Origin of the sequence: Pseudoalteromonas sp. S1610 (assembly GCF_005887465.1) — a bacterium.
GTDB lineage: Bacteria > Pseudomonadota > Gammaproteobacteria > Enterobacterales > Alteromonadaceae > Pseudoalteromonas > Pseudoalteromonas undina.
On sequence record NZ_PNDI01000005.1, the window covers coordinates 1 to 20166 of the forward strand.

Here is a 20166-nt window from a genome sequence, read left to right on the forward strand (position 1 = left end):
CAACTGAGCTAGTGCCGCATTCAAAATAGTCAGTAATTTGTCCGTTGGTGCGCGACGGGTCGCGTCCTACATTCTGGCAACTGAACTAATGCCGCATTATATCAACTTTAACTTTTTGTCTTGTGCTGCAATTTCTTTGGTGAGAAATTGGAGCGGCACACGAGGCTCGAACTCGTGACCTCGACCTTGGCAAGGTCGCGCTCTACCAACTGAGCTAGTGCCGCATTCAAAATAGCCAGTAATTTGTCCGTTGGTGCGCGACAGGTCGCGTTCAACATTCTGGCAACTGAGCTAGTGCCGCATTCAAAAAGTCAAAGCCCAAACACACTAACCCCGCTGGGGTTATCGTCTTGAGCGGGGCAGGATTCTACAATAATTAGGGGGCTTTGCAAGTATTTTTTATAAATTAAAAAACTTTTCTCGGTAAACCTTTAATTCCATAATCGAATCTTTAATGTCGTCTAACGCTAAATGCGACCCTTTTTTATTCACTTGAGCCAACACATCTGGTTTCCAACGACGAGCAAGTTCTTTAATGGTACTGACATCTAAATTACGGTAATGAAAAAAGTCTTCAAGCTCGCGCATATACTTATTCATAAAGCGGCGGTCTTGGCCTATCGAGTTACCACACATAGGTGAAGCACCCGCTGGCACCCATTGCTTTAAAAACGCGAGGGTTTGTTCCACGGCATAAGCTTCATCAAACGTGCTTGCCTTACAGCGAGCCGTTAATCCAGATTTGCCATGCTGAGTTGTACACCACTCATCCATGCCATCCAGTAGTTCATCACTTTGATGAATGGCAATCGTTGGCCCTTCGGCTAATATATTCAGATCAGCGTCAGTGACAACAGTTGCAATTTCAAGTATTTTGTCAGTCTCTGGTTCAAGTCCGGTCATTTCCAGATCGAGCCAAATTAAATTTGATTTATTAATAGTCATAATTACCTTAAACGGTGCTTTTCTTTAGATCCAACGCATTTCGATATATCATATTAGCATCAACCGTCGAGCTAAAGCTTTTTTTGGCAAACTCGGCATTTAACTCAGGTTATAGGCCTCAAGTGGCAAAACAGAAAAAATTAAGTAAAGGCCAATCCCGTAGGATCAAGGCGAATCATCAAAAGCGTTTATCGAATGCCGATAAAAAACCGGCAAAAGTCGGCGCGCAAGAGTGGCAAACAGATAATTTAGGTCAAGTGGAAAATGCGATTGTTATTAGCCGCTTTGGGCAACATGCCGACGTAGAAACCCAAAATGGCGATGTTCTTCGCTGTAATATTCGCCGTACCGTATCGAATTTAGTATGTGGCGATGAGGTATTATTTCGTCGTGCAAAAGTAAGTGAAGGCGATTTAGCGGGGGTTATTGAAGCAACTCAAGAACGTCGTTCACAGTTAACGCGCCCTGATTTTTACGACGGTGTAAAAGTGATTGCCGCGAATATAGACCAAATTTTAATGGTATCAGCAGTATTGCCTGAGTTTACGCCAAGCATTATTGACCGCTATTTAATTGCCTGCGAAGACATGGGCATTGAGCCGATTTTAGTACTTAATAAAATTGATTTAATTGATGAAACTGGTTTAAACGACATACAACAAATACTCGATATTTACCGTAAACTTAATTACCAAGTGCTGCTAGTTAGTAATATAACCGGCGAAGGCATTAATGAATTAAAAGAAGTACTTGTAGGCAAAAACAATATTTTTGTTGGCCAAAGTGGTGTGGGTAAATCTACCTTAGTAAACACTGTGCTGCCGGATGCTGAAATTTTGACTAAAGAAGTCTCTGAAAACAGCGGTCTAGGCCAGCACACCACCACAGTATCGCGTCTGCATCATTTACCAAGTGGCGGTAACTTAATTGATTCACCGGGTATTCGTGAGTTTGGTTTATGGCATTTAGATGTTGAACGAGTCACTTGGTGTTTTAAAGAATTTAGAGAGTTTATAGGTGGATGCCGTTTTAGAGACTGTAAACACTTAAACGATCCAGGCTGTATAATTCAGCAAGCAGTCGCTGATGGCGATATCTCAAAGTTACGCTTTGAAAGCTATCACCGTATTTTAGAAACCATGGCCGATGGCCGTGCCGGCGCGCGTGCGCCTCGCGTATAATTAGGGAAAAACCTGTGAGTTTAGATAAATTTAAAATCGCCATGCAATATGCTATGCCAAAGCACTTTATTTCTCGTGTAGTAGGTAAGCTTGCAGCTGCAAAAGCGGGCGCATTAACAACAACATTAATTAAATTATTTATTAAACAATACAAAATAAATATGAGTGAGGCTAAATATTCTGACCCTGCCCACTATAAAACCTTTAATGAATTTTTTACCCGCCCGTTAAAAGACGGTGCTCGTCCGATGGTTGAAGATGACGATATTATTATTCACCCTGTTGACGGCGCAATCAGCCAGCTTGGCGATATTGTTGACGGCCAACTAATCCAAGCTAAAGGCCATGATTACAGCTTACAAGCGTTGCTAGGTGGCTCACAAGACGACACAACGCCTTTTTTAGGCGGTAAATTTGCAACTATTTACTTGGCACCAAAAGACTACCACCGTATTCATATGCCAATTGATGGCACGTTAAGCAAAATGATTTACGTACCGGGCGATTTATTTTCAGTAAATCCACTTACCGCGCAAAACGTACCGAATTTATTTGCCCGTAACGAACGTGTAGTAGCAATTTTTGAAACTGAAATTGGCCCGCTTGCTATGGTCCTTGTAGGCGCAACCATTGTTGCTAGCATAGAAACTATTTGGGCTGGCACAGTCACTCCACCAGCTGGCAGTGATGTGTTTAGCTGGAACTACCCAACTAAAGGCGAAAACGCGATCACCCTTAAGAAAGGGGAAGAAATGGGTCGCTTTAAATTAGGCTCAACAGTTGTGCTTGTATGGGGTGCAGATAAAGCCGATATTTTTGATGATCAACGCCCTGAAACGGTAACTCGTTTAGGCACTGCGTTTGCAAAAATTGATGATTAATAAATAGTACCAGTTGTCTGGTTGAGATTAAAAAACACCGTGTTTATTTTCTATAATCACGGTGTTTTTGTAGACGTAGAGCTTGCGACGTTAAAAACAAAGCTGTTCATTACTCATACTTGCCACACTCTCTACACGCTAAATTTTTAGCCATCTTAAAATGCTGTTGCTTTAAGCTTAATGCGTCAAAGGTTATAAACACACTCCCACCACAATGACCTAACAACATATTAAGAGTTAGCTGTGCCTGCATAGATCCAATTACACCAAGTAAGGGACTAATAACGCCCGCATTGTCGCAATTAACAACAGGGTTAGCATCATTTTTTGGAAATACGCAGCCATAACAAGGGCTATCTGTTTGCCTAAAGTCAAAGCCCATTAATTGCCCTTGCTTTGCTAGCGCTGCTGCAGAAATTAGTGGTGTTTTGTTGTTTACGCAAAAACGATTGACGGTGTAACGAGTCGCAAAGTTATCAGAGCAATCAAGTACAATATCGGCGTTATTTAATAGTGCATCACTGTTAGCAGCGCTCAACTTTTGCGAGTGAGTCACTATGTTTATTTGATTATTAAGGCTCGCAAGCACCTTTCCTGCTGCATTTACTTTTTGCTGCCCTAAGTGATTCACTTTATACAGTATTTGCCGCTGTAAATTAGATAGTTCAACGGCATCGTCATCAATTAATATTAGTGTGCCAATGCCAGCCGCTGCTAAATAAAGTAGCGCAGGACTTCCTAGCCCGCCTGCACCTACCACAGCAACGGTTGCCTCTTTAAGTGTTAACTGCCCTTCAAGCCCCACTTCTTTTAATAATAAGTGACGGCTATAGCGCAGAGTTTCTTTGTCGCTCAGTTGCTGCGCTTGCATGTTAGCAGGCATTCTCATTTATCACCGATTTTAAGGTATTGATTGCCTCTACATAATCATCAGCCTCGGTAATAGCACGTACCACGGCCACACTGCCCACGCCCGTTTTAGCAACCTCTTGCGCCCTGTCTAAATCAATTCCGCCAATAGCCACTGTAGGATAGCTTTGCATTAGTGGCGCAAACCGAGTTAGCTTTTCAAGCCCTTGAATTTGGCCTGTCATGTCTTTGGTGGTGGTAGGGTAAATCGCGCCAAAGGCCATGTAACTTGGGCGGTAATTGTGCGCCCGAAGCATTTCATAAAAGCCATGGGTAGAAAGCCCAAGTCGCAGGCCTGCTTCTTTTATAGCTGCTAAATTGGCGTTCTCTATGTCTTCTTGTCCTAAATGCACACCATAGGCGCCATGTTTAATTGCCAGCTGCCAGTAATCGTTAATAAACACATGCGCACTGTATTGCTGACCCAAAGCGACCGCGCTTGCGACTAATTGTTCCAGCTCATCTTCGCTTTTATTTTTAACTCTTAACTGCGCTGTTTTAATACCATTTTGTAAGCATTTTTCTAACCACTCTACACTATCGACTACCGCATAAGCGCCAAGCGCTTTGCTTTCACACGCAGCAAAGTCAGCTGCCATATTAAAATCAAGCGGTACATCAAAATCTAGCTCATCACCCAACCAACTACCCGCTTCAATCACTTGAGGGTAATGCGCTAGGTCAGTCGGAAACGACGTTTGTGCAACCGGCCCTATCCCCTCGCCATAGCGAACTGATTGCTTTAAACCTTGGTTTATATAGGCTTTAGCTAAAATAAACGCATCTTTTAACGGATAGTCCTTTGCAAGGCATGCAGCAATAACAGACGCCATACTACAGCCAGTGCCATGATTGTGCGGAACCTGAATTTTTTCATTACCCAACCAGTACTCTTCATTACCTTGTGAGCAGTAATCAATACAGTAACCACTTGGGTAATCCCAATGCCCACCTTTTATAACCACCGCTTTGGCACCCCATGCCATTAGTTTGCTTGCTGCTTCTTTAATTGCTGCGGGGCCAATTAAATACACACCTGTTAATAACTGTGTTTCATGGGTATTAGGGGTAATTACATCCACCAGCGGTAATAGGCATTCTTTAATCGCGCTTACAGTGTCTTCTTCTGTTAGTAAATCACCGCTTGAGGCAATAGCCACAGGATCGTACACAATCACCGGCGGGGTTGGCCACTTCGCTTTGTAATGGCTAATATGCTCACTGATCAATTGAATTTGCTGCACGTTAGCTAACATACCAATTTTAATTACTTTGGCTTTCATGTCTTTTTCGAGTGCCAATAACTGCGACTCAATCACATCAGTAGAGACGGCATTAATCGCCTCAACACCTAAACTGTTTTGTGCTGTTAGTGCGGTAATCGCAGTACAACCGTGCACACCAAAGCTTTGCATTGCTTTAATATCAGCTTGAATACCTGCGCCACCGCCGGAGTCTGAGCCCGCAATCGTCCATACTACATTGTTCATAATGACCTACTTCCTAATTTTTTACGTTTGATGCCAAAATGGCATACCCATTGTGGGGGTTGATGGGGCCGCAACGTCTTTTTCTGGCATTGCTTTGGCGTTATAAGCAAAGCGCCCTGCTTCAACCGCTGCTTTAAATGCACGTCCCATGGTAATAGGGCAACCCGCACCCGCTATGGCTGAATTTAATAATACCGCATCATACCCTAATTCTAAGGCTTGGCAGGCATGCGATGGTAAACCTAACCCAGCATCAACAATTAATGTGCTGTTAGGTAAACGCTCCCGTATCGCCTTTAAGTTATAACTATTTAATAATCCCTTACCGGTACCAATTGGCGCGCCCCATGGCATTAGCACCTCGCAGCCTAATTCATCTAAACGTTGGCAAAGCACTAAGTCATCGGTGCAGTAAGGCAGTACTTTAAACCCATCTTTAATTAAAATCTCAGTGGCTTCAAGCAGAGCAAAAGGATCTGGCTGTAAGTTATAGTCATCGCCAATTAATTCCAGCTTTATCCAATCGGTAGCAAATACTTCTCGACACATTTTAGCTAAATTAATGGCCTCTTTAACACTGTGGCATCCTGCTGTGTTAGGTAAAACTTTGAGCCCTGTATTCTTTATAAGTTGCCAAAAATCATCTCCTGCAGCTGCGCTTTGCTGGCGACGTAAAGACACAGTAACAATATCCGCTCCTGAAGCATTAATTGCTTTAGTCATCGTCGCGGGAGATGGGTAAAGCGCAGAGCCAATCAGTAATCTACTTGAAAATTGCTCGCCATAAATAGTGATATTATCGGGAGGTAACATAATGGTTACCCTCCTTGAATCGGAGATAACACATCAATGCAATCACCATCATTAAGTGTGTAGTTAGCATGTTGCTCTTGAGGTACAAACTGGCCATTAATGGCTACTGCAAACGGTGCTTTAGCACCATACTCAATTAAACACTGTTTTAGTTCGCTACTTGTTAGGGTGAGCGCTTTACCATTAATTATTATATCCATCATTCCTCACTCTATTCTGGCAACAGCATCAGCAACTAAACTCGGCGCGAGCATGTAGCCATGGCGGTATAATCCATTAATACTAATTACCTGCCCCAGTTGTGTAACTTGTGGGCAGTTATCGCTAAACGCAGGGCGAAGCCCGGTTTGAATATTTAACAGTCGAGCCTCGGCAAAACCGCTGTGCACTGTATAAGCGGCTGAAAGTAACTCCAACGTTGAACGCACCGTTGCCGCCCCGTTATCTTGAGACTCAATTTCGGTGGCACCAATCACATATTCATGGTTCGGCTTAGGTGCTATATAAATAGGATAACGCGGATGCATTAACCTCACTGGCCGAGATAAATTAACCTCGGGTGCATAGAGTCTTGCCACTTCCCCGCGCACGCCTCGAAGGGGCTGATCTTGTTTGGCTCCAAGCCCTCGACAATCAATAATGTAATCAAACTCTCGATTATTCACTTTGTTATCAAAGATGCTGGCGCGCTGATTAAATACAAACTTTACTTTGCGCTTATTTAGCAACCTAAAACTGGCTTTGTAAAAGGCTTGGTTATCTATCTGCGCTTCACCGGGCAAAAATAGGCCTTGGCTAAATCGACCAGCCAGTTCAGGTTCTAGTTGCTCAATTTGCTGTGCATTAATTGCTTGAGCACTAAAATTTAGTAACGGCTTGATTCGCTGTGCAAAGCTTTGTAAGTCGCCTTTATCCTGCGGATGAGCAACCACTAGGGTACCTTGCTGTTGAAAAAATACCTCGCTATTTAGTTGTTCTAAAATAGCAGGCCATCGAGTAATAGAATCCACTCCCATTAAAGCCAATTCACGTTCGCACATAACAGACTCAGCTAGGGGGGCTAGCATCGCTGCTGCCACTTTACCGGCACTGTTCTGAGTATGTTCATCATCGGCTTCAAATACGGTAACACGATGTTGCTTACTTAACTCAAGCGCGGCCAACCGCCCTGCTAAACCAAAGCCCACCACAGCAATGTTATAAAACATAAACACTCCTAAATGTAGCTCATAGCCACCAGCTTTCAGCTGTCAGTAAAGCAACTCTTGCCTCTACGCTGCTTACTTTATCGCTGATAGCTGACAGCTAATAACTGAAAGCTGTGCTACAGCGCTTTATGGTAAATCTCTGAGCCTGTTTGCTTAAACTCTTCAGATTTAGCTTTCATCTCGGCCTCTACATCAACCATTTTGATTTCAATGGCATCACCCACGTTATTAGGATCAATACCGCGCGCTTCTAGATCTTTGGCGTAGTCGCGTACTTCTTGGGTTATTTTCATGGAACAAAATTTAGGGCCACACATAGAACAAAAATGCGCAACTTTGCCTGATTCTTGCGGCAGTGTTTCATCATGGTATTCACGGGCGCGAACAGGGTCTAAACCAATATTAAACTGGTCATGCCATCTAAATTCAAAGCGCGCTTTTGATAGCGCGTTATCTCGCTCTTGTGCACCTGGGTGACCTTTCGCTAAATCGGCGGCATGAGCGGCAATTTTGTAGGTAATAAGGCCTTCTTTAACGTCTTCTTTATTTGGCAAACCTAAATGCTCTTTAGGTGTTACGTAACACAACATAGCACAGCCATACCAAGCAATCTGCGCTGCACCAATACCCGAGGTTATATGATCATACCCTGGAGCAATATCTGTGGTCAGTGGGCCTAAGGTATAAAATGGCGCTTCATCGCAATGTTTAAGTTGCTCATCCATATTGGCTTTGATCATATGCATAGGCACATGTCCAGGGCCTTCTATGAACACTTGTACATCATGCATCCAAGCTATTTTAGTCAGTTCCCCTAAGGTACGCAGCTCACTAAATTGCGCTTCATCGTTCGCATCGGCAATAGAACCCGGACGTAAACCGTCCCCTAGTGAAAAACACACATCGTATTGTTTTAAAATTTCACAAATATCTTCAAAGTGAGTGTATAAGAAGTTTTCTTTGTGGTGCGCTAAACACCATTTAGCCATAATTGAGCCACCACGTGACACAATACCGGTTACGCGTTTTGCTGTCATTGGCACATAACGCAATAGCACACCAGCATGAATGGTAAAGTAATCAACGCCTTGTTCTGCTTGTTCAATCAGAGTATCGCGAAATATTTCCCAGGTTAGGTCTTCTGCTACACCATTGACTTTTTCAAGTGCTTGGTAAATTGGAACAGTACCGATAGGTACTGGCGAATTACGCACCAGCCATTCACGGGTTTCGTGAATGTAACGCCCTGTTGATAAATCCATTACGGTGTCGGCACCCCAGCGGGTTGACCACACCATTTTTTCAACTTCTTCTTCGATAGATGAACCCACTGATGAATTACCAATATTGGCGTTAACTTTAACTAAAAAGTTACGACCAACAATCATAGGCTCGCTTTCTGGGTGATTAATATTGTTAGGTAAAATAGCGCGTCCGCGAGCAATTTCATCACGCACAAATTCAGGAGTAATAAACTCAGGGATACTCGCGCCAAACGACTCCCCTTTATGCTGCGCAGCTAATAACTCTTCACGTATTTGCGCGCGCCCCATGTTTTCACGTATCGCTACATATTCCATTTCTGGGGTGACTATTCCTTGGCGAGCATAATGCATTTGGGTGACATTTTTACCTGCTTTTGCACGGCGTATTTTTAGAAGGTGTTCAAAGCGAATATGATCTAGCCCATCATCAGCCATACGCTGCTGTGCAAACTGTGAGGTTACCGACTCGAGTACTTCGGTATCATTACGGCTCTCAATCCATTGTTCACGGTATTTATTAAGTCCCTTGCGCACATCCAATTTAAATTCAGGATCGGTATACGGGCCTGATGTATCGTAAACACGCAGTGGTGCATTTGACTCATACACTGGGTTTTGTTCATCACCACCAATAAAAGTATCGCTCAATGTGATTTCACGCATACCCACACGTACATTTTCTTGCGTGCCTTCAACATACACTTTATGAGAACTTGGGAATGGTTGCCCTGTAAGGTTATAAATATAATCTGATGCGGCCGCACGAGTTTCGCGACGGGTGGCTTTATTTATTGTATTTGACATGACTTACCTCATTGCTAAAGGGTTGTCTTGTCAGATATTCCGCTGAGGAATAGAGAAAGATCGTAAAGTAGCTTTATGCGACTTTGCGGCCTAAGACGGATCTTGCTTTTTTGTGCGCATAAAAAAAGACGCACAAGCGTCCTAGTTAGGCAGCTTGTTCCCTACGCAGGTATTAACCTGATCAGGTTCACGGATCCCGCTTTCGCGATCTCAGCCTAAATAAAACTTAGGCACTCCGACAAGTATTTGAATTGTTCGTTGATTTGATAATGTTTTGATCAAATCTTCGACGAGTGTACGCCAGTTGAAAATTCCCTGCAAGGGGCTGTTTTTCAAAACTCAAAAATTATTTTGGGATAAACACAAATTTTTGTTCAGCTTGCATTACCAATGTTTGGTCTTGCATGTTAAGCACTGCACCTTGCTGTAGAGCTTGTAAAAACTGTTGTTCAAACTCATCCAGTTCAGGGCCACATGATTTACGTGTCATACCTAATTTGCTTACGCTCAGGCTACTGTCTTCAAGTGAGCCTTCACCAAAAAACTTATTACATCCGGCAAAGCCGTTTATTTGTAGCGCTTCTATAAAACTCATTGATGCTTTAAAGGACGCGGGAATAGCCAAATCATCAACCTTTGATAATTGCCATTGTGTATATTTTAGCTGCTCAGTGGTAACTGTCCCTGTTGATGCGCAACCAACACATAAACCGATTACGAGCATCGGTATTGCTGCTAATTTCATGTTACTACTAACTTATTGTCTAATTAATGTAATAGTATCAATATTTGTCAGGTTTATCCGTTAAAAATGCATATTTTAAATGTAAATTTTTGTTTAAAAGTTACGCTATTTAGCGCTATGCAACGGCTTGGAATAAGTTATCTATCTGTGGTGGTAAAAATGGACGACCTTTCTCATTAACCGATGTACCAATAACTAAGGCATTGAGCATCACTTTTTCATCTTGTTTGCGCACTACCGTTTGTTTAAATGCAAACTTAAGACGGCTAATACGCACAGGCTCTACCGCCACATAAAACTCATCCCCTGGTAGTAGGGAATGTTTGTAATCCATTTCACTGCGTATCACCACTAAGTTAATTTTATCTTTCGCAAGTTGTGAAAAGTCAACGCCGTGTGCGTATAAAAATTCGTGGCGAGCGTGCTCAAGATAATTAAAATAAACACTGTTATTCACAATACCTTGTAAGTCACATTCGTAGTCGCGTACCTTAAAGTCTACTTTAAAGGTCATATTAGTAATCCCAATTATTTAACGTATAATTGCCGCGTTTATAGCACAAGTGTTGAAATAATTGCTACCATACAAGTCCCTAAAATGGAGTTAAGTAACCTAATGAACTTACGTTTGTCTTTAATTACAGCCACGTTATTACCCCTGCTCGCAGCACCTATCTATGCTAACGCAGATGACACCGAACTAGAGAAAATCATTGTTACCGGTGACTTTCAGCAAGAAAGCATTCAAACATTAAGCGCCAGTGCCAGCTTATTTTCTGAAAATGAAATGAATCAACGTGGTGCAACATATTTAGACGAAATGTTAGCCAGTGCAGCCAATGTAAACTTTGCTGCTGGTGCGTCTCGCGGTCGTTATATTCAAATTCGCGGTGTCGGTTTACGCTCGCAGTTTGTTGACCCGATAAATCCATCTGTGGGCTTAGTAATTGACGGTATTAATTATTCAGGCTTAGGTGGTAGTTCATTATTGTTTGATATTGACCAAGTAGAAATTTATCGCGGTCCTCAAGGTACACGTTTTGGTGCAGATGGCATGGCGGGCATGATCCAAATGCAATCAGCTAATGCAACCAGCGATCCTAGCTTAAAGTTACATTTAGGCGCTGGCACTTATAACAGCCACGAAGCAGGCCTTGCTGCTAGTACCGGTTTAACAGATGACACCAGTGCCCGCGTTAGCTACTTTCGCAGAAAGTCTGACGGCTACGTAGACAACCTTTATTTAGATAAACCCACTCAAGATCAAGATGAGCAAGTTGCACGCTTTAAATTAAACAGCCAACTCACAGCTCATTTAAATTCAGAACTTAACCTGCATTATATTGATATTAATAATGGCTACGATGCATTTACCCTTGATAATTCTCGCAACAGCCTTGCTGATCAACCAGGCGAAGATAATCAACAAAGTTATGCTATTGGCCTGAATAATACTTACACTGGTTTTGATGCCTTTGATGTCAGCTTAAACCTTTCAGCCATTGATACAGAACTTTTTTATAGTTTTGATGAAGACTGGGTGTGTAACGATACTAATAAGCCGCAATTATGTGCCGCTGGTTTACATCCTGATGGTTATAGTTCAACAGATATTTATAGCCGCGATCGTGATGATCAAGCGCTCGATCTGCAATTTACTGGTAAAGCAGGTAACTGGGTTGCGGGTATTTACTATCAAAACCGTGATGTGGATTTAGAGCGTCAATATACGTGGTTAGCCAACCCGTTTGCTTCAACCTATGAAACTAATAACATTGCAGCTTATGGCCAATTAGCCACAGCAATTGGCCCAAAAACTACGCTTATTACTGGTTTACGAGTTGAGCAATATCAAGGAGATTACACCGATAGTAACGGTTTTATTGAAGAAACTGACGATATTATGCTCGGTGGTAAAATTGCACTTGAATACCAAGTTATTGACCGTACCATGATTTACACCAGTATCACCCGCGGTTACAAAGCTGGTGGTATTAATTCAGAAGCGCTAGCAAAAGCAAAAGATGAAGGTTTAAGCTTAGATGCTGATTTTTTCAAACAGCATACCAGCTTTGATCCAGAGTACTTGTGGAGTGGTGAGTTTGGCGTTAAAGGTTCATCGCTAGATGACAAGTTTACCCTGCGCTTAGCGGCGTTTTATATGCACCGCGATAATATTCAATTAAAGTCGTGGCAAGTATCAGATCAACAATTTACCGGTTATGTCGCCAATGCCAGCTCTGGCAGCAACTACGGTCTTGAAATTGAAGGCAGCTACTTACTTACTGATAATTTACTCATTAGCGGTAGTGCTGGCTATTTAGATACGAAAATAAACGACTTTGTCACTAAATCGGGCTTAAACCAAGATGGCCGCGAGCAAGCACAAGCGCCTAAATATCAATACGCATTTAGTGCACGCTACAATGTTACTGATGAGCTATATGCAATGTTAGGCGTTGAAGGCAAAGACGATTATTACTTCTCAGACAGCCATAATGCACAAGCTCCAAATACAAACTTAGTAAATGCGAGCCTTGGTTACGAAGCAGAAAACTGGGCTGTTCGTGCATGGGCACGTAATGTGTTTGATGAAACCGTTCCAACTCGCGGTTTTGAATTTGGTAACAACCCGTTAGATGGTTATACAAGTCAAACTTACATTCAACTAGGTGAGCCACGTGTGGCCGGTGTTACGTTTACGCTTAATCTGTAATACAGCGAACCAGTTGTCAGTTAGAGATAAAAAACACCGCGTTTAGTGCAAACGCGGTGTTTTTTTATCTGATAGCTTACCGCTAAAAGCTTAGCTGCTAATGATTTTAAATTTAACAGTACATACCTCGTAGCTCGTAGCTCGTAGCTCGTAGCTCGTAGCTCGTAGCTCGTAGCCATTATTTAAGCTCTTACCACATCAAACGCAATCACTTCTTTTATTTTTTGTCTATTGGTTGCTAGCATGACGAGCCTATCAATCCCCAATGCAACCCCCGCACATTGCGGTAAACCATGTTCCAATGCCGCAATTAAACGCGTATCCACAGGAACTTGCTTTAAGCCGTTAGCAGCACGATAGGCGTTATCTTCGTTAAACCTTTTTGCTTGTTCTTTAGCATTAGTGAGCTCATTAAAGCCGTTAGCCAGTTCCATATTTTTATAATACAACTCAAAACGCCCTGCTACTCGCTCATCGTGTTCACAAATTTGTGCCAGTGCCGCTTGTGATGCCGGAAAGTGATACACAAAACATGGCTTATCTTGTCCTATTGTTGGCTCTACTTTCATACAAAATAATAATTGCAGCAAGGTATCTTTATGAGTCTCGTTTTTAGCAATATCAGCAAAGCCATGTTCGCATGCGAGTTGTTGTAACTGCGTGATAGATACAGTTAATGGATCGACCCCTAACGCGCGTTCAAATGCCTTTTGGTAGGTAACGCGCTCTGCAGGAGCAACCTCAAGAATGAGCTGCATTAGCTCATCTATTTCGTCCATTAAAGCAAATTCGTCAAACCCAGGCCGATACCATTCAAGCATAGTAAATTCAGGATTATGATGACTGCCCGCTTCTTCATTTCGAAATGCCTTACAAAGCTGAAAAATAGCGCCTGAGCCGGCCGCTAACAAGCGTTTCATCGCAAACTCTGGAGATGTTTGCAAAAACAGGGGGAGCCCACCAGCATGGCCTGGGCCCACAAATGTAGTATTAAAGCTGGCTAAATGCACATCGGTTACACTGGCAGCACTTAAACTCGGTGTTTCGACTTCCATTACATTACGCTCATAAAAGAATTCCCGAATGCTGCGCATAATTGCTGCGCGTTGCTTAAGTATTTCTATGCTGGCACTCGGCTTCCAAAGATCTGCTGACATATTTTCTCCAAAAAAAATCCCAGCTTAAGCCGGGATTTAATTAATAAGACGCGTTGCTGCTTACTTAACACGGCTCACGTATTCACCATTACGAGTGTCTACTTTAATTACTTCGCCAATTTGAACGAATAATGGAACACGTACTACAGCACCTGTGCTAAGCGTTGCTGGTTTACCACCCGTGCCCGCTGTATCACCTTTAAGGCCCGGATCAGTTTCAGTGATCTCAAGCTCAACAAAGTTTGGTGGAGTTACAGCAATTGGGCTGCCGTTCCATAATGTAATAGTACATACATCGTTTTCAACTAACCATTTGCCAGCATCGCCCAGTGCTTTTTCGTCAGCAGCGATTTGTTCAAATGTTTCATTGTTCATGAAATGCCAAAATTCACCGTCTGTATATAGGTACGCTAAATCGGTATCCATTACATCAGCACCTTCAACCGATTCACCCGATTTAAAGGTTTTTTCAAGTACCTTGCCAGAGATAAGCTTACGGATACGAACACGGTTAAACGCTTGGCCTTTACCCGGTTTTACCATTTCATTTTCTAAGATACTGCAAGGTTCGCCGTCCATCATAATTTTTAGGCCGCCCTTGAACTCGTTGGTGCTATAATTCGCCATCGTTTCCTCTATTTATATTTTTCGAGTAATCTACGTGCCAATGATACAAAGAAATGAAGCAAATTTGCATAAAAACTGGCAAAAAGAATTAGCAAATGTAGTTACCTGCCCAAAAGTGTTGTTAGAAATGGTTGGTTTATCGAGCCAAGTCCATGAAAACGACATAAAAGCTCGTAGCTTGTTTCCTGTTCGTGTGCCATTGCCTTTTATAAAAAAAATTCGTCATGGCGATGCAAATGATCCTTTATTGCTGCAAGTTATGCCTCGCCATCAAGAATTTTTAACTAAGTCGGGGTTTAATAAAGATCCGCTACTTGAGCAAGATAACAATCAACCAGGTCTGTTACATAAATATAAATCACGTGTTTTAGTCATGTTTAAAACTGGTTGTGCGGTAAATTGCCGCTACTGCTTTAGACGCCATTTTCCTTATCAAGAAAACCAGTTAAATAAACGCAGCCTTATTGATGCATTGAGCTATATACAAGCTGATAAAAATATTAACGAAGTGATTTTAAGTGGTGGCGATCCACTAATGGCCAAAGACGATGCTATTAGTTGGTTTTTAGATGAGCTTGAGCAAATGCCACAAATAAAACGAATGCGCATACACAGCCGCTTACCCGTTGTGATCCCTGCACGCATTACTGAACAATTATGTGAAAGATTAGCAAAGTCACCACTAAAAATTATATTCGTGAATCATATTAACCATGCTAACGAAATAGACAATGACTTTAAAAACGCCATGAACATGCTAAAACAAGCCAATGTACTGTTATTAAATCAGGCGGTTATTTTAAAAGACGTGAACGATACAGTTGATGCGCAAATAAACTTAAGTGAAGCGTTGTTTGATGCAAATGTATTGCCTTATTACTTACACTTACTAGATAAAGTAGAAGGCGCAAGTCATTTTGATATAGATGAGGCACAAGCCATAAAAATAATGGCAGAGCTTTTAGAGGCCCTGCCAGGATTTTTAGTGCCTAAACTAGTAAGAGAAATAGGAGGCCAAAAAAGTAAAACCCCTATTGACCTCAAATTGGTTTAAACATAAACGTTTACATTATTCCCAAGTGTTGCAGTAACCGACTTAGCCGGTGTTTGTGCACTTGAGGTTTGTGTAGCACCTTCAATAAGCGCAAGTGCAGCGGCGCCATCAGCTTGCTGTTGCTTTTTAGATAAAGCAGCAGTTAAAACCTCTGCGCCTTGGCCTGCACCAGGGATTGTAGGTAGATTTCCACCTGATATATTCATAACTCACACCTGACATTTAAATGTAATACACGTATTATAGTCGTTGAATTGGTAAATTACTTTACCAACCCACTTAAGTATTTATCGGCAACATTGCACTAAGCTTTAGGAAAACCATGGATTCTATAATTGAACAACTCAACGCCAACTTAAAAATTGTTTACCGTCAGGCGCTTGATGCTGATAAAAAACTCGATGAGTTACAACAGCAAGGCCACGGAAAATTTAAAGCCTTATTTGCCGAAGACGCTGGATTTAGCTTTGAAGCTAAACGCTTTAAGCCGTACGTTTTAGACGTTGCCGCTGATGTAGAAAGCTTATCAAGCGACGGTTTAGACGAAGAAAAGCTAAAACAAGCAGTTATTAAACTACAAAACTTATTAACCTTGTTAGCGACCTTTAAGTAAGCACTCTGGGCTTACTGCGCAAAACATCTGTTGCACAGATGTTTTGCGCTATGTTACTTAATTCGCGGTAAAATTTGTTCACCAAACCACTCTGTTAATAAGCGTTTTTCGTAGTAAAATGCTTCATCTCGACCCATTTTAATTTTATCCATAAAACCCATATCTTTTAAGCTTACGTTATCTTCTTGTGCGACAACGCCACTTTCATCACTAAGCACATAATTAAATTCAATGCGTGGAAAGTGAATAGGTTTAACCACTCGGATTTCGTTAACACCGCCATAGCGTACGTCTCCGGCTAAATCTAAATCGGTTACTTCAATTTTTAAACTGTAGTTTTTAGGAAGTTGCTCGCTGAGCTTTGCAAAGTGTTCATCAATACTTTTGGCTATTTGCTTATGGTATGAGCCTTTAGTTTGGTTTGATGGGCGTACATCGCGATAATCATTAAAGTCATGCCATTTCACTTGAGCCTCACCCGCGCAAACAACACTCGGTAGTGCAATACACATCAACATTGCTATTTTTTTAACTAAGTTCATACGTTTCTCCAACGAGTATTTTGATCATTGTGATCAATTGAATATTTTACAAATCGCTATACATCACTTTAGCAATTACATATGAACTATAACTTAATCTTTACGCTGAGGTGTTATTAAAATTGCACAAAATGTAATCGAAAGTACAGTTTACGATCATACTATTACAAAGCAAATAAAATAATACATGTAAAAACTCATTATTTATGGTGAAATTAGGGTAATTGAACAGAGGTTTCCAAGGAGCATTCATGGCAATTTTAGTAACCGGTGGCGCAGGCTATATTGGCTCACACACCGTTTTAGAACTTTTACAGCAAGGCAGCGACGTTATCGTTATCGATAACTTAAGTAACTCCTCTGAAGAGTCACTTGAGAGAGTGAAAAAAATAACCGGTAAAGCAATTACTTTTTATCAAGGTGATATTTTAGATAAATCCTTTTTAGACTCAGTATTTGCAAAACATAACATTGATAGTGTAATTCATTTTGCAGGTTTAAAAGCAGTTGGTGAGTCGGTAGCCAAACCAATCGCGTATTATCAAAATAACGTACAAGGCACATTAACACTAGTTGATGCTATGCGTGACGCGGGTGTGTTTAAACTGGTATTTAGCTCATCTGCAACAGTTTATGGTGACCCTGCAAGCTTACCAATACGCGAAGACTTCCCCGTTGGCGGTACAACCAACCCATATGGTACGTCTAAACTAATGGTTGAAATGATGCTGCAAGATATAGCTAAATCAGATGAGCGCTTTGCGTTTGCTATTTTGCGCTACTTTAATCCTGTTGGTGCACATGAGTCAGGTTTAATTGGTGAAGATCCTAATGGCATTCCTAATAATTTACTGCCTTTCATTTCACAAGTTGCGGTTGGTAAATTAAAGCAGCTCGCTATATTTGGCGATGATTACGACACGGTAGATGGTACTGGCGTTCGCGATTACATTCACGTTGTAGATTTAGCCTTAGGGCATTTAAAAGCGCTTGATAAAATAGCCGCAGAAACCGGCGCACTTATTTATAACCTTGGTACCGGTAACGGCTATTCAGTATTACAAATGGTCAATGCGTTTATTAAGGCTAGCGACCAAGCTATCCCTTATGCGGTGTCACCTCGTCGCCCTGGTGATATTGCAGCCTGTTATGCTGCGCCAGAAAAAGCGCTTAGTGAACTAGGCTGGCAAGCCGAGCGTGGTATTGATGTCATGATGCAAGATACTTGGCGCTGGCAGTCAAATAATCCAAATGGATATAAGTCATAAAGGCTTCTTTAAGTTATCAGCTTAAAATTAAAACACCGCATTTAAATTAAATTCGGTGTTTTAATGTTGTACTTACCAATTTTGCATTTCTACAATCCGTGACTGGGTTCGCGCATATTCAAAACTTAACTTTTTACCTTGGTATAACTCGTTTATGTCGGCCTGGGCATTAATTACCAGTAATTTGTGGCAATCGTAAAACTCATCGACTAAGGCAATAAAACGCCGAGCTTCATCATCGAAAGTATGCTCATCTAACTGCTGCTTTTCGCGCTGATAGCTGTCTTCTATACCATGTACAATAACTTTACCAGTTGCCTCTTTTCCCATTACTGGCACATTCGCGATGTATACTACCGAAAACTGTTCTGCTAAAAACATATAGTCATTGGCGCTACGAGGGCCTGAGCACAATGCCATAAAATCAATCAGTAAAGCATCCTCAGTTCTTAATAAATAAGACAGAGCTCGGCCATGCACAGTCATTGTATTATCACGCATTGCTTGAGGGTGTGCGGATAAAAACCCAGCCTCAAATTCAACACCGGGCAAGTTAATAAAATAATGACGACTACTTCTGCCGTACCTGAAGCGGTGATCTTCCTCCCCCGCTACGTTAATTACACGACAATGCGCATTTATTAAATCGATAGTTGGTAAAAATCGCGCGCGTTGCAAGCCGTTGTAATAAAGTTGCTCGGGTTTTGCGTTAGAGGTTGCTACTAGCACCACGCCTTGTTCAAATAAAGCGTTAAATAACCGAGCCATGATCATGGCATCACCAATATCACTAACAAAAAACTCATCAAAGCACAGTACCTTTATCTCTTTGGCCCACTGTTTAGCAATTATTTGCAGCGGATTTTTATCTCCTTGTAACTTGGCTAGTTGAGCATGAACTTTTTCGATAAAATGATGGAAATGCAGGCGCTGCTTTTTCTCTGTAGGTAAGTTTTCATAAAATAAATCCATCAACATAGATTTACCCCGACCAACCGGGCCATATATATATATTCCCTTTGTTGAAGGTGCTTTTTTCCACCAGCTTGCAGGCTGATTTAATTGCTCACTTAAAGACTGTAACGCACTCACAGCTTGGTGCTGCGCCGCATCGAACTCAAGCTCTCCTGATGAAACTTTGTTATGGTACAGGCTTAAAATTTCTGTGCTGGGCTCTGTCATGGTATTTCACTATCCGCTATACTCGCGGCCATTGTAGCCGACTAAAAATGTGAACAACATGAAATTTCCTTGCCGTTTAGATAAATTTATTAGCCATTTAGCAGAGTTACCACGCTCAAAAGCCCGCGCAGCAATAAAAAGCCAAGCGGCTAGCGTTAATGGCGAGGTGATCACGGCATTTGACTTTCAAGTTACTCAACAAGATGATGTGTTATTTTATGATCAGCCATTAGTTTTTTTAGGTAAACGCTACTTTATGCTCAATAAGCCGGTAGGTTATGTGTGCGCTAATTCAGATGAGTTACACAAAACCGTATTTGATTTGCTTGATGAGCCAAACATGGCCGACTTTCACATTGCCGGGCGTTTAGATATAGACACCACTGGCCTAGTGCTTATTACCAATGATGGCGAGTGGTCACACAAAATTACCTCGCCGAAAAAGAATAAGTTTAAAACCTACCTAGTCGAAACCCAAGAACCGATTACCGAAGATGCACTTAAACAACTACGCGATGGTGTGCAGTTACACAATGAAAAAGATTTAACTCGCCCTGCTATTGCTGAACGCTTGGGCAGTTACGGTTTACGTTTGTCGATTTCTGAGGGGAAGTATCACCAAGTAAAACGCATGCTAGCAGCGGTAGATAACAAAGTGGTTGAATTACATCGTGAACAAATTGCGGATATAAAGTTAGGTGAAGACTTGGCTGCAGGTGAATACCGCCCATTAACTGCCGCAGAGATAAAACTGTAAGGTTGTTTA

21 protein-coding genes, 1 tRNA gene and 1 riboswitch are annotated in these 20166 nt (G+C 41.8%); of the genes, 7 read left to right on the forward strand and 15 right to left on the reverse strand.

Annotation, left to right across the window (positions count from 1 at the left end; translation table 11 throughout):
- Nucleotides 1-148: 148 nt before the first annotated feature.
- Both CWB77_RS02935 and orn read right to left on the reverse strand, forming a co-directional pair.
- A tRNA-Gly gene (locus CWB77_RS02935) sits at nt 149-224 on the reverse strand.
- A 175-nt stretch (nt 225-399) separates the two neighbouring features.
- Nucleotides 400-945 (reverse strand): oligoribonuclease, encoded by a 546-nt coding sequence (orn, locus tag CWB77_RS02940; RefSeq protein WP_008115490.1) that lies wholly within the window; start codon nt 943-945, stop codon nt 400-402.
- Nucleotides 946-1067: 122 nt separating this feature from the next.
- Between orn and rsgA the strand changes: the two genes are divergently transcribed.
- Together rsgA and asd are read left to right on the forward strand one after the other, a co-directional pair.
- Nucleotides 1068-2126 carry a small ribosomal subunit biogenesis GTPase RsgA gene (rsgA, locus tag CWB77_RS02945; RefSeq protein ID WP_138607092.1) on the forward strand — a complete coding sequence of 353 codons (1059 nt, stop codon included), beginning with the start codon at nt 1068-1070 and terminating at the stop codon, nt 2124-2126.
- Nucleotides 2127-2140: 14 nt separating this feature from the next.
- Nucleotides 2141-3007: an archaetidylserine decarboxylase gene (gene asd, locus CWB77_RS02950; protein WP_171043246.1), complete on the forward strand. Its 867-nt coding sequence runs from the start codon at nt 2141-2143 to the stop codon at nt 3005-3007.
- A 109-nt stretch (nt 3008-3116) separates the two neighbouring features.
- On the opposite strand, the gene CWB77_RS02955 is transcribed toward asd, so the two are convergent.
- The 8 genes from CWB77_RS02955 to CWB77_RS02990 form a co-directional block, all read right to left on the reverse strand.
- On the reverse strand, nt 3117-3896 hold the full coding sequence (locus CWB77_RS02955; protein ID WP_138621298.1) for a HesA/MoeB/ThiF family protein: 780 nt from the start codon (nt 3894-3896) through the stop codon (nt 3117-3119).
- Nucleotides 3880-5406 carry a thiamine phosphate synthase gene (gene thiE, locus CWB77_RS02960; RefSeq protein WP_138621300.1) on the reverse strand — a complete coding sequence of 509 codons (1527 nt, stop codon included), beginning with the start codon at nt 5404-5406 and terminating at the stop codon, nt 3880-3882. The genes CWB77_RS02955 and thiE overlap by 17 nt, the downstream gene beginning before the upstream one ends.
- Before the next feature lie 21 nt (nt 5407-5427).
- The gene (locus tag CWB77_RS02965; RefSeq protein WP_008115481.1) at nt 5428-6219 is read right to left on the reverse strand and encodes a thiazole synthase; all 792 of its coding nucleotides are present in this window, start codon (nt 6217-6219) and stop codon (nt 5428-5430) included.
- Nucleotides 6220-6224: 5 nt separating this feature from the next.
- On the reverse strand, nt 6225-6419 hold the full coding sequence (gene thiS / locus CWB77_RS02970) for a sulfur carrier protein ThiS (RefSeq protein WP_036932961.1): 195 nt from the start codon (nt 6417-6419) through the stop codon (nt 6225-6227).
- Between the two features lie 6 nt (nt 6420-6425).
- Complete coding sequence (locus CWB77_RS02975) at nt 6426-7427, reverse strand: FAD-dependent oxidoreductase (RefSeq protein WP_138621302.1); 1002 nt, start codon at nt 7425-7427, stop codon at nt 6426-6428.
- A gap of 116 nt (nt 7428-7543) precedes the next feature.
- Nucleotides 7544-9496 (reverse strand): phosphomethylpyrimidine synthase ThiC, encoded by a 1953-nt coding sequence (gene thiC, locus CWB77_RS02980; RefSeq protein ID WP_138621304.1) that lies wholly within the window; start codon nt 9494-9496, stop codon nt 7544-7546.
- A 141-nt stretch (nt 9497-9637) separates the two neighbouring features.
- Nucleotides 9638-9744: riboswitch (TPP riboswitch) on the reverse strand.
- 98 nt (nt 9745-9842) lie between these two features.
- Nucleotides 9843-10241, reverse strand: a complete 399-nt coding sequence (locus CWB77_RS02985; protein WP_010390523.1) for an META domain-containing protein — start codon at nt 10239-10241, stop codon at nt 9843-9845.
- A gap of 115 nt (nt 10242-10356) precedes the next feature.
- A complete protein-coding gene (locus CWB77_RS02990; protein WP_138621306.1) occupies nt 10357-10755 on the reverse strand; it encodes an acyl-CoA thioesterase in 399 nt (132 codons plus the stop codon).
- A 102-nt stretch (nt 10756-10857) separates the two neighbouring features.
- On the opposite strand from CWB77_RS02990, the gene CWB77_RS02995 reads away from it, so the two are divergent.
- Complete coding sequence (locus CWB77_RS02995; RefSeq protein ID WP_138621308.1) at nt 10858-12957, forward strand: TonB-dependent receptor; 2100 nt, start codon at nt 10858-10860, stop codon at nt 12955-12957.
- 182 nt (nt 12958-13139) lie between these two features.
- On the opposite strand, the gene epmA is transcribed toward CWB77_RS02995, so the two are convergent.
- Complete coding sequence (gene epmA / locus CWB77_RS03000) at nt 13140-14114, reverse strand: elongation factor P--(R)-beta-lysine ligase (RefSeq protein ID WP_138621310.1); 975 nt, start codon at nt 14112-14114, stop codon at nt 13140-13142.
- A 60-nt stretch (nt 14115-14174) separates the two neighbouring features.
- Nucleotides 14175-14741 carry an elongation factor P gene (efp, locus tag CWB77_RS03005; protein ID WP_010390517.1) on the reverse strand — a complete coding sequence of 189 codons (567 nt, stop codon included), beginning with the start codon at nt 14739-14741 and terminating at the stop codon, nt 14175-14177.
- 40 nt (nt 14742-14781) lie between these two features.
- On the opposite strand from efp, the gene epmB reads away from it, so the two are divergent.
- A complete protein-coding gene (gene epmB / locus CWB77_RS03010; RefSeq protein WP_138621313.1) occupies nt 14782-15795 on the forward strand; it encodes an EF-P beta-lysylation protein EpmB in 1014 nt (337 codons plus the stop codon).
- Here epmB and CWB77_RS03015 read toward each other — a convergent pair.
- Nucleotides 15792-16001 (reverse strand): hypothetical protein, encoded by a 210-nt coding sequence (locus CWB77_RS03015; RefSeq protein WP_013463951.1) that lies wholly within the window; start codon nt 15999-16001, stop codon nt 15792-15794. The genes epmB and CWB77_RS03015 overlap by 4 nt on opposite strands.
- A 116-nt stretch (nt 16002-16117) precedes the next feature.
- Between CWB77_RS03015 and CWB77_RS03020 the strand changes: the two genes are divergently transcribed.
- Nucleotides 16118-16408, forward strand: coding sequence for a hypothetical protein (locus CWB77_RS03020; RefSeq protein ID WP_010390514.1), 291 nt, complete (start codon nt 16118-16120; stop codon nt 16406-16408).
- 53 nt (nt 16409-16461) lie between these two features.
- Here CWB77_RS03020 and CWB77_RS03025 read toward each other — a convergent pair whose 3' ends face one another.
- Nucleotides 16462-16950 carry a DUF3016 domain-containing protein gene (locus CWB77_RS03025; protein WP_010390512.1) on the reverse strand — a complete coding sequence of 163 codons (489 nt, stop codon included), beginning with the start codon at nt 16948-16950 and terminating at the stop codon, nt 16462-16464.
- A 251-nt stretch (nt 16951-17201) separates the two neighbouring features.
- On the opposite strand from CWB77_RS03025, the gene galE reads away from it, so the two are divergent.
- Nucleotides 17202-18218 carry a UDP-glucose 4-epimerase GalE gene (galE, locus tag CWB77_RS03030; protein ID WP_054202507.1) on the forward strand — a complete coding sequence of 339 codons (1017 nt, stop codon included), beginning with the start codon at nt 17202-17204 and terminating at the stop codon, nt 18216-18218.
- 72 nt (nt 18219-18290) lie between these two features.
- Here the strand turns inward: galE and zapE are convergent, their stop codons facing one another.
- On the reverse strand, nt 18291-19400 hold the full coding sequence (gene zapE / locus CWB77_RS03035; protein ID WP_138621315.1) for a cell division protein ZapE: 1110 nt from the start codon (nt 19398-19400) through the stop codon (nt 18291-18293).
- 58 nt (nt 19401-19458) lie between these two features.
- On the opposite strand from zapE, the gene rsuA reads away from it, so the two are divergent.
- Entirely contained in the window at nt 19459-20157 is a 699-nt protein-coding gene (rsuA, locus tag CWB77_RS03040; protein ID WP_138621317.1) for a 16S rRNA pseudouridine(516) synthase RsuA, read from the forward strand.
- Nucleotides 20158-20166: the final 9 nt, after the last annotated feature.

Bases quoted from the DNA above. Each gene is read 5' to 3' on its own strand.
- orn (WP_008115490.1), bottom strand. From the start codon at position 945: ATGACTATTAATAAATCAAATTTAATTTGGCTCGATCTGGAAATGACC.
- CWB77_RS02955 (WP_138621298.1), bottom strand. From the start codon at position 3,896: ATGAGAATGCCTGCTAACATGCAAGCGCAGCAACTGAGCGACAAAGAA.
- thiE (WP_138621300.1), bottom strand. From the start codon at position 5,406: ATGAACAATGTAGTATGGACGATTGCGGGCTCAGACTCCGGCGGTGGC.
- CWB77_RS02965 (WP_008115481.1), bottom strand. From the start codon at position 6,219: ATGTTACCTCCCGATAATATCACTATTTATGGCGAGCAATTTTCAAGT.
- thiS (WP_036932961.1), bottom strand. From the start codon at position 6,419: ATGGATATAATAATTAATGGTAAAGCGCTCACCCTAACAAGTAGCGAA.
- CWB77_RS02975 (WP_138621302.1), bottom strand. From the start codon at position 7,427: ATGTTTTATAACATTGCTGTGGTGGGCTTTGGTTTAGCAGGGCGGTTG.
- thiC (WP_138621304.1), bottom strand. From the start codon at position 9,496: ATGTCAAATACAATAAATAAAGCCACCCGTCGCGAAACTCGTGCGGCC.
- CWB77_RS02985 (WP_010390523.1), bottom strand. From the start codon at position 10,241: ATGAAATTAGCAGCAATACCGATGCTCGTAATCGGTTTATGTGTTGGT.
- CWB77_RS02990 (WP_138621306.1), bottom strand. From the start codon at position 10,755: ATGACCTTTAAAGTAGACTTTAAGGTACGCGACTACGAATGTGACTTA.
- CWB77_RS02995 (WP_138621308.1), top strand. From the start codon at position 10,858: ATGAACTTACGTTTGTCTTTAATTACAGCCACGTTATTACCCCTGCTC.
- epmA (WP_138621310.1), bottom strand. From the start codon at position 14,114: ATGTCAGCAGATCTTTGGAAGCCGAGTGCCAGCATAGAAATACTTAAG.
- efp (WP_010390517.1), bottom strand. From the start codon at position 14,741: ATGGCGAATTATAGCACCAACGAGTTCAAGGGCGGCCTAAAAATTATG.
- epmB (WP_138621313.1), top strand. From the start codon at position 14,782: ATGATACAAAGAAATGAAGCAAATTTGCATAAAAACTGGCAAAAAGAA.
- CWB77_RS03015 (WP_013463951.1), bottom strand. From the start codon at position 16,001: ATGAATATATCAGGTGGAAATCTACCTACAATCCCTGGTGCAGGCCAA.
- CWB77_RS03020 (WP_010390514.1), top strand. From the start codon at position 16,118: ATGGATTCTATAATTGAACAACTCAACGCCAACTTAAAAATTGTTTAC.
- CWB77_RS03025 (WP_010390512.1), bottom strand. From the start codon at position 16,950: ATGAACTTAGTTAAAAAAATAGCAATGTTGATGTGTATTGCACTACCG.
- galE (WP_054202507.1), top strand. From the start codon at position 17,202: ATGGCAATTTTAGTAACCGGTGGCGCAGGCTATATTGGCTCACACACC.
- zapE (WP_138621315.1), bottom strand. From the start codon at position 19,400: ATGACAGAGCCCAGCACAGAAATTTTAAGCCTGTACCATAACAAAGTT.
- rsuA (WP_138621317.1), top strand. From the start codon at position 19,459: ATGAAATTTCCTTGCCGTTTAGATAAATTTATTAGCCATTTAGCAGAG.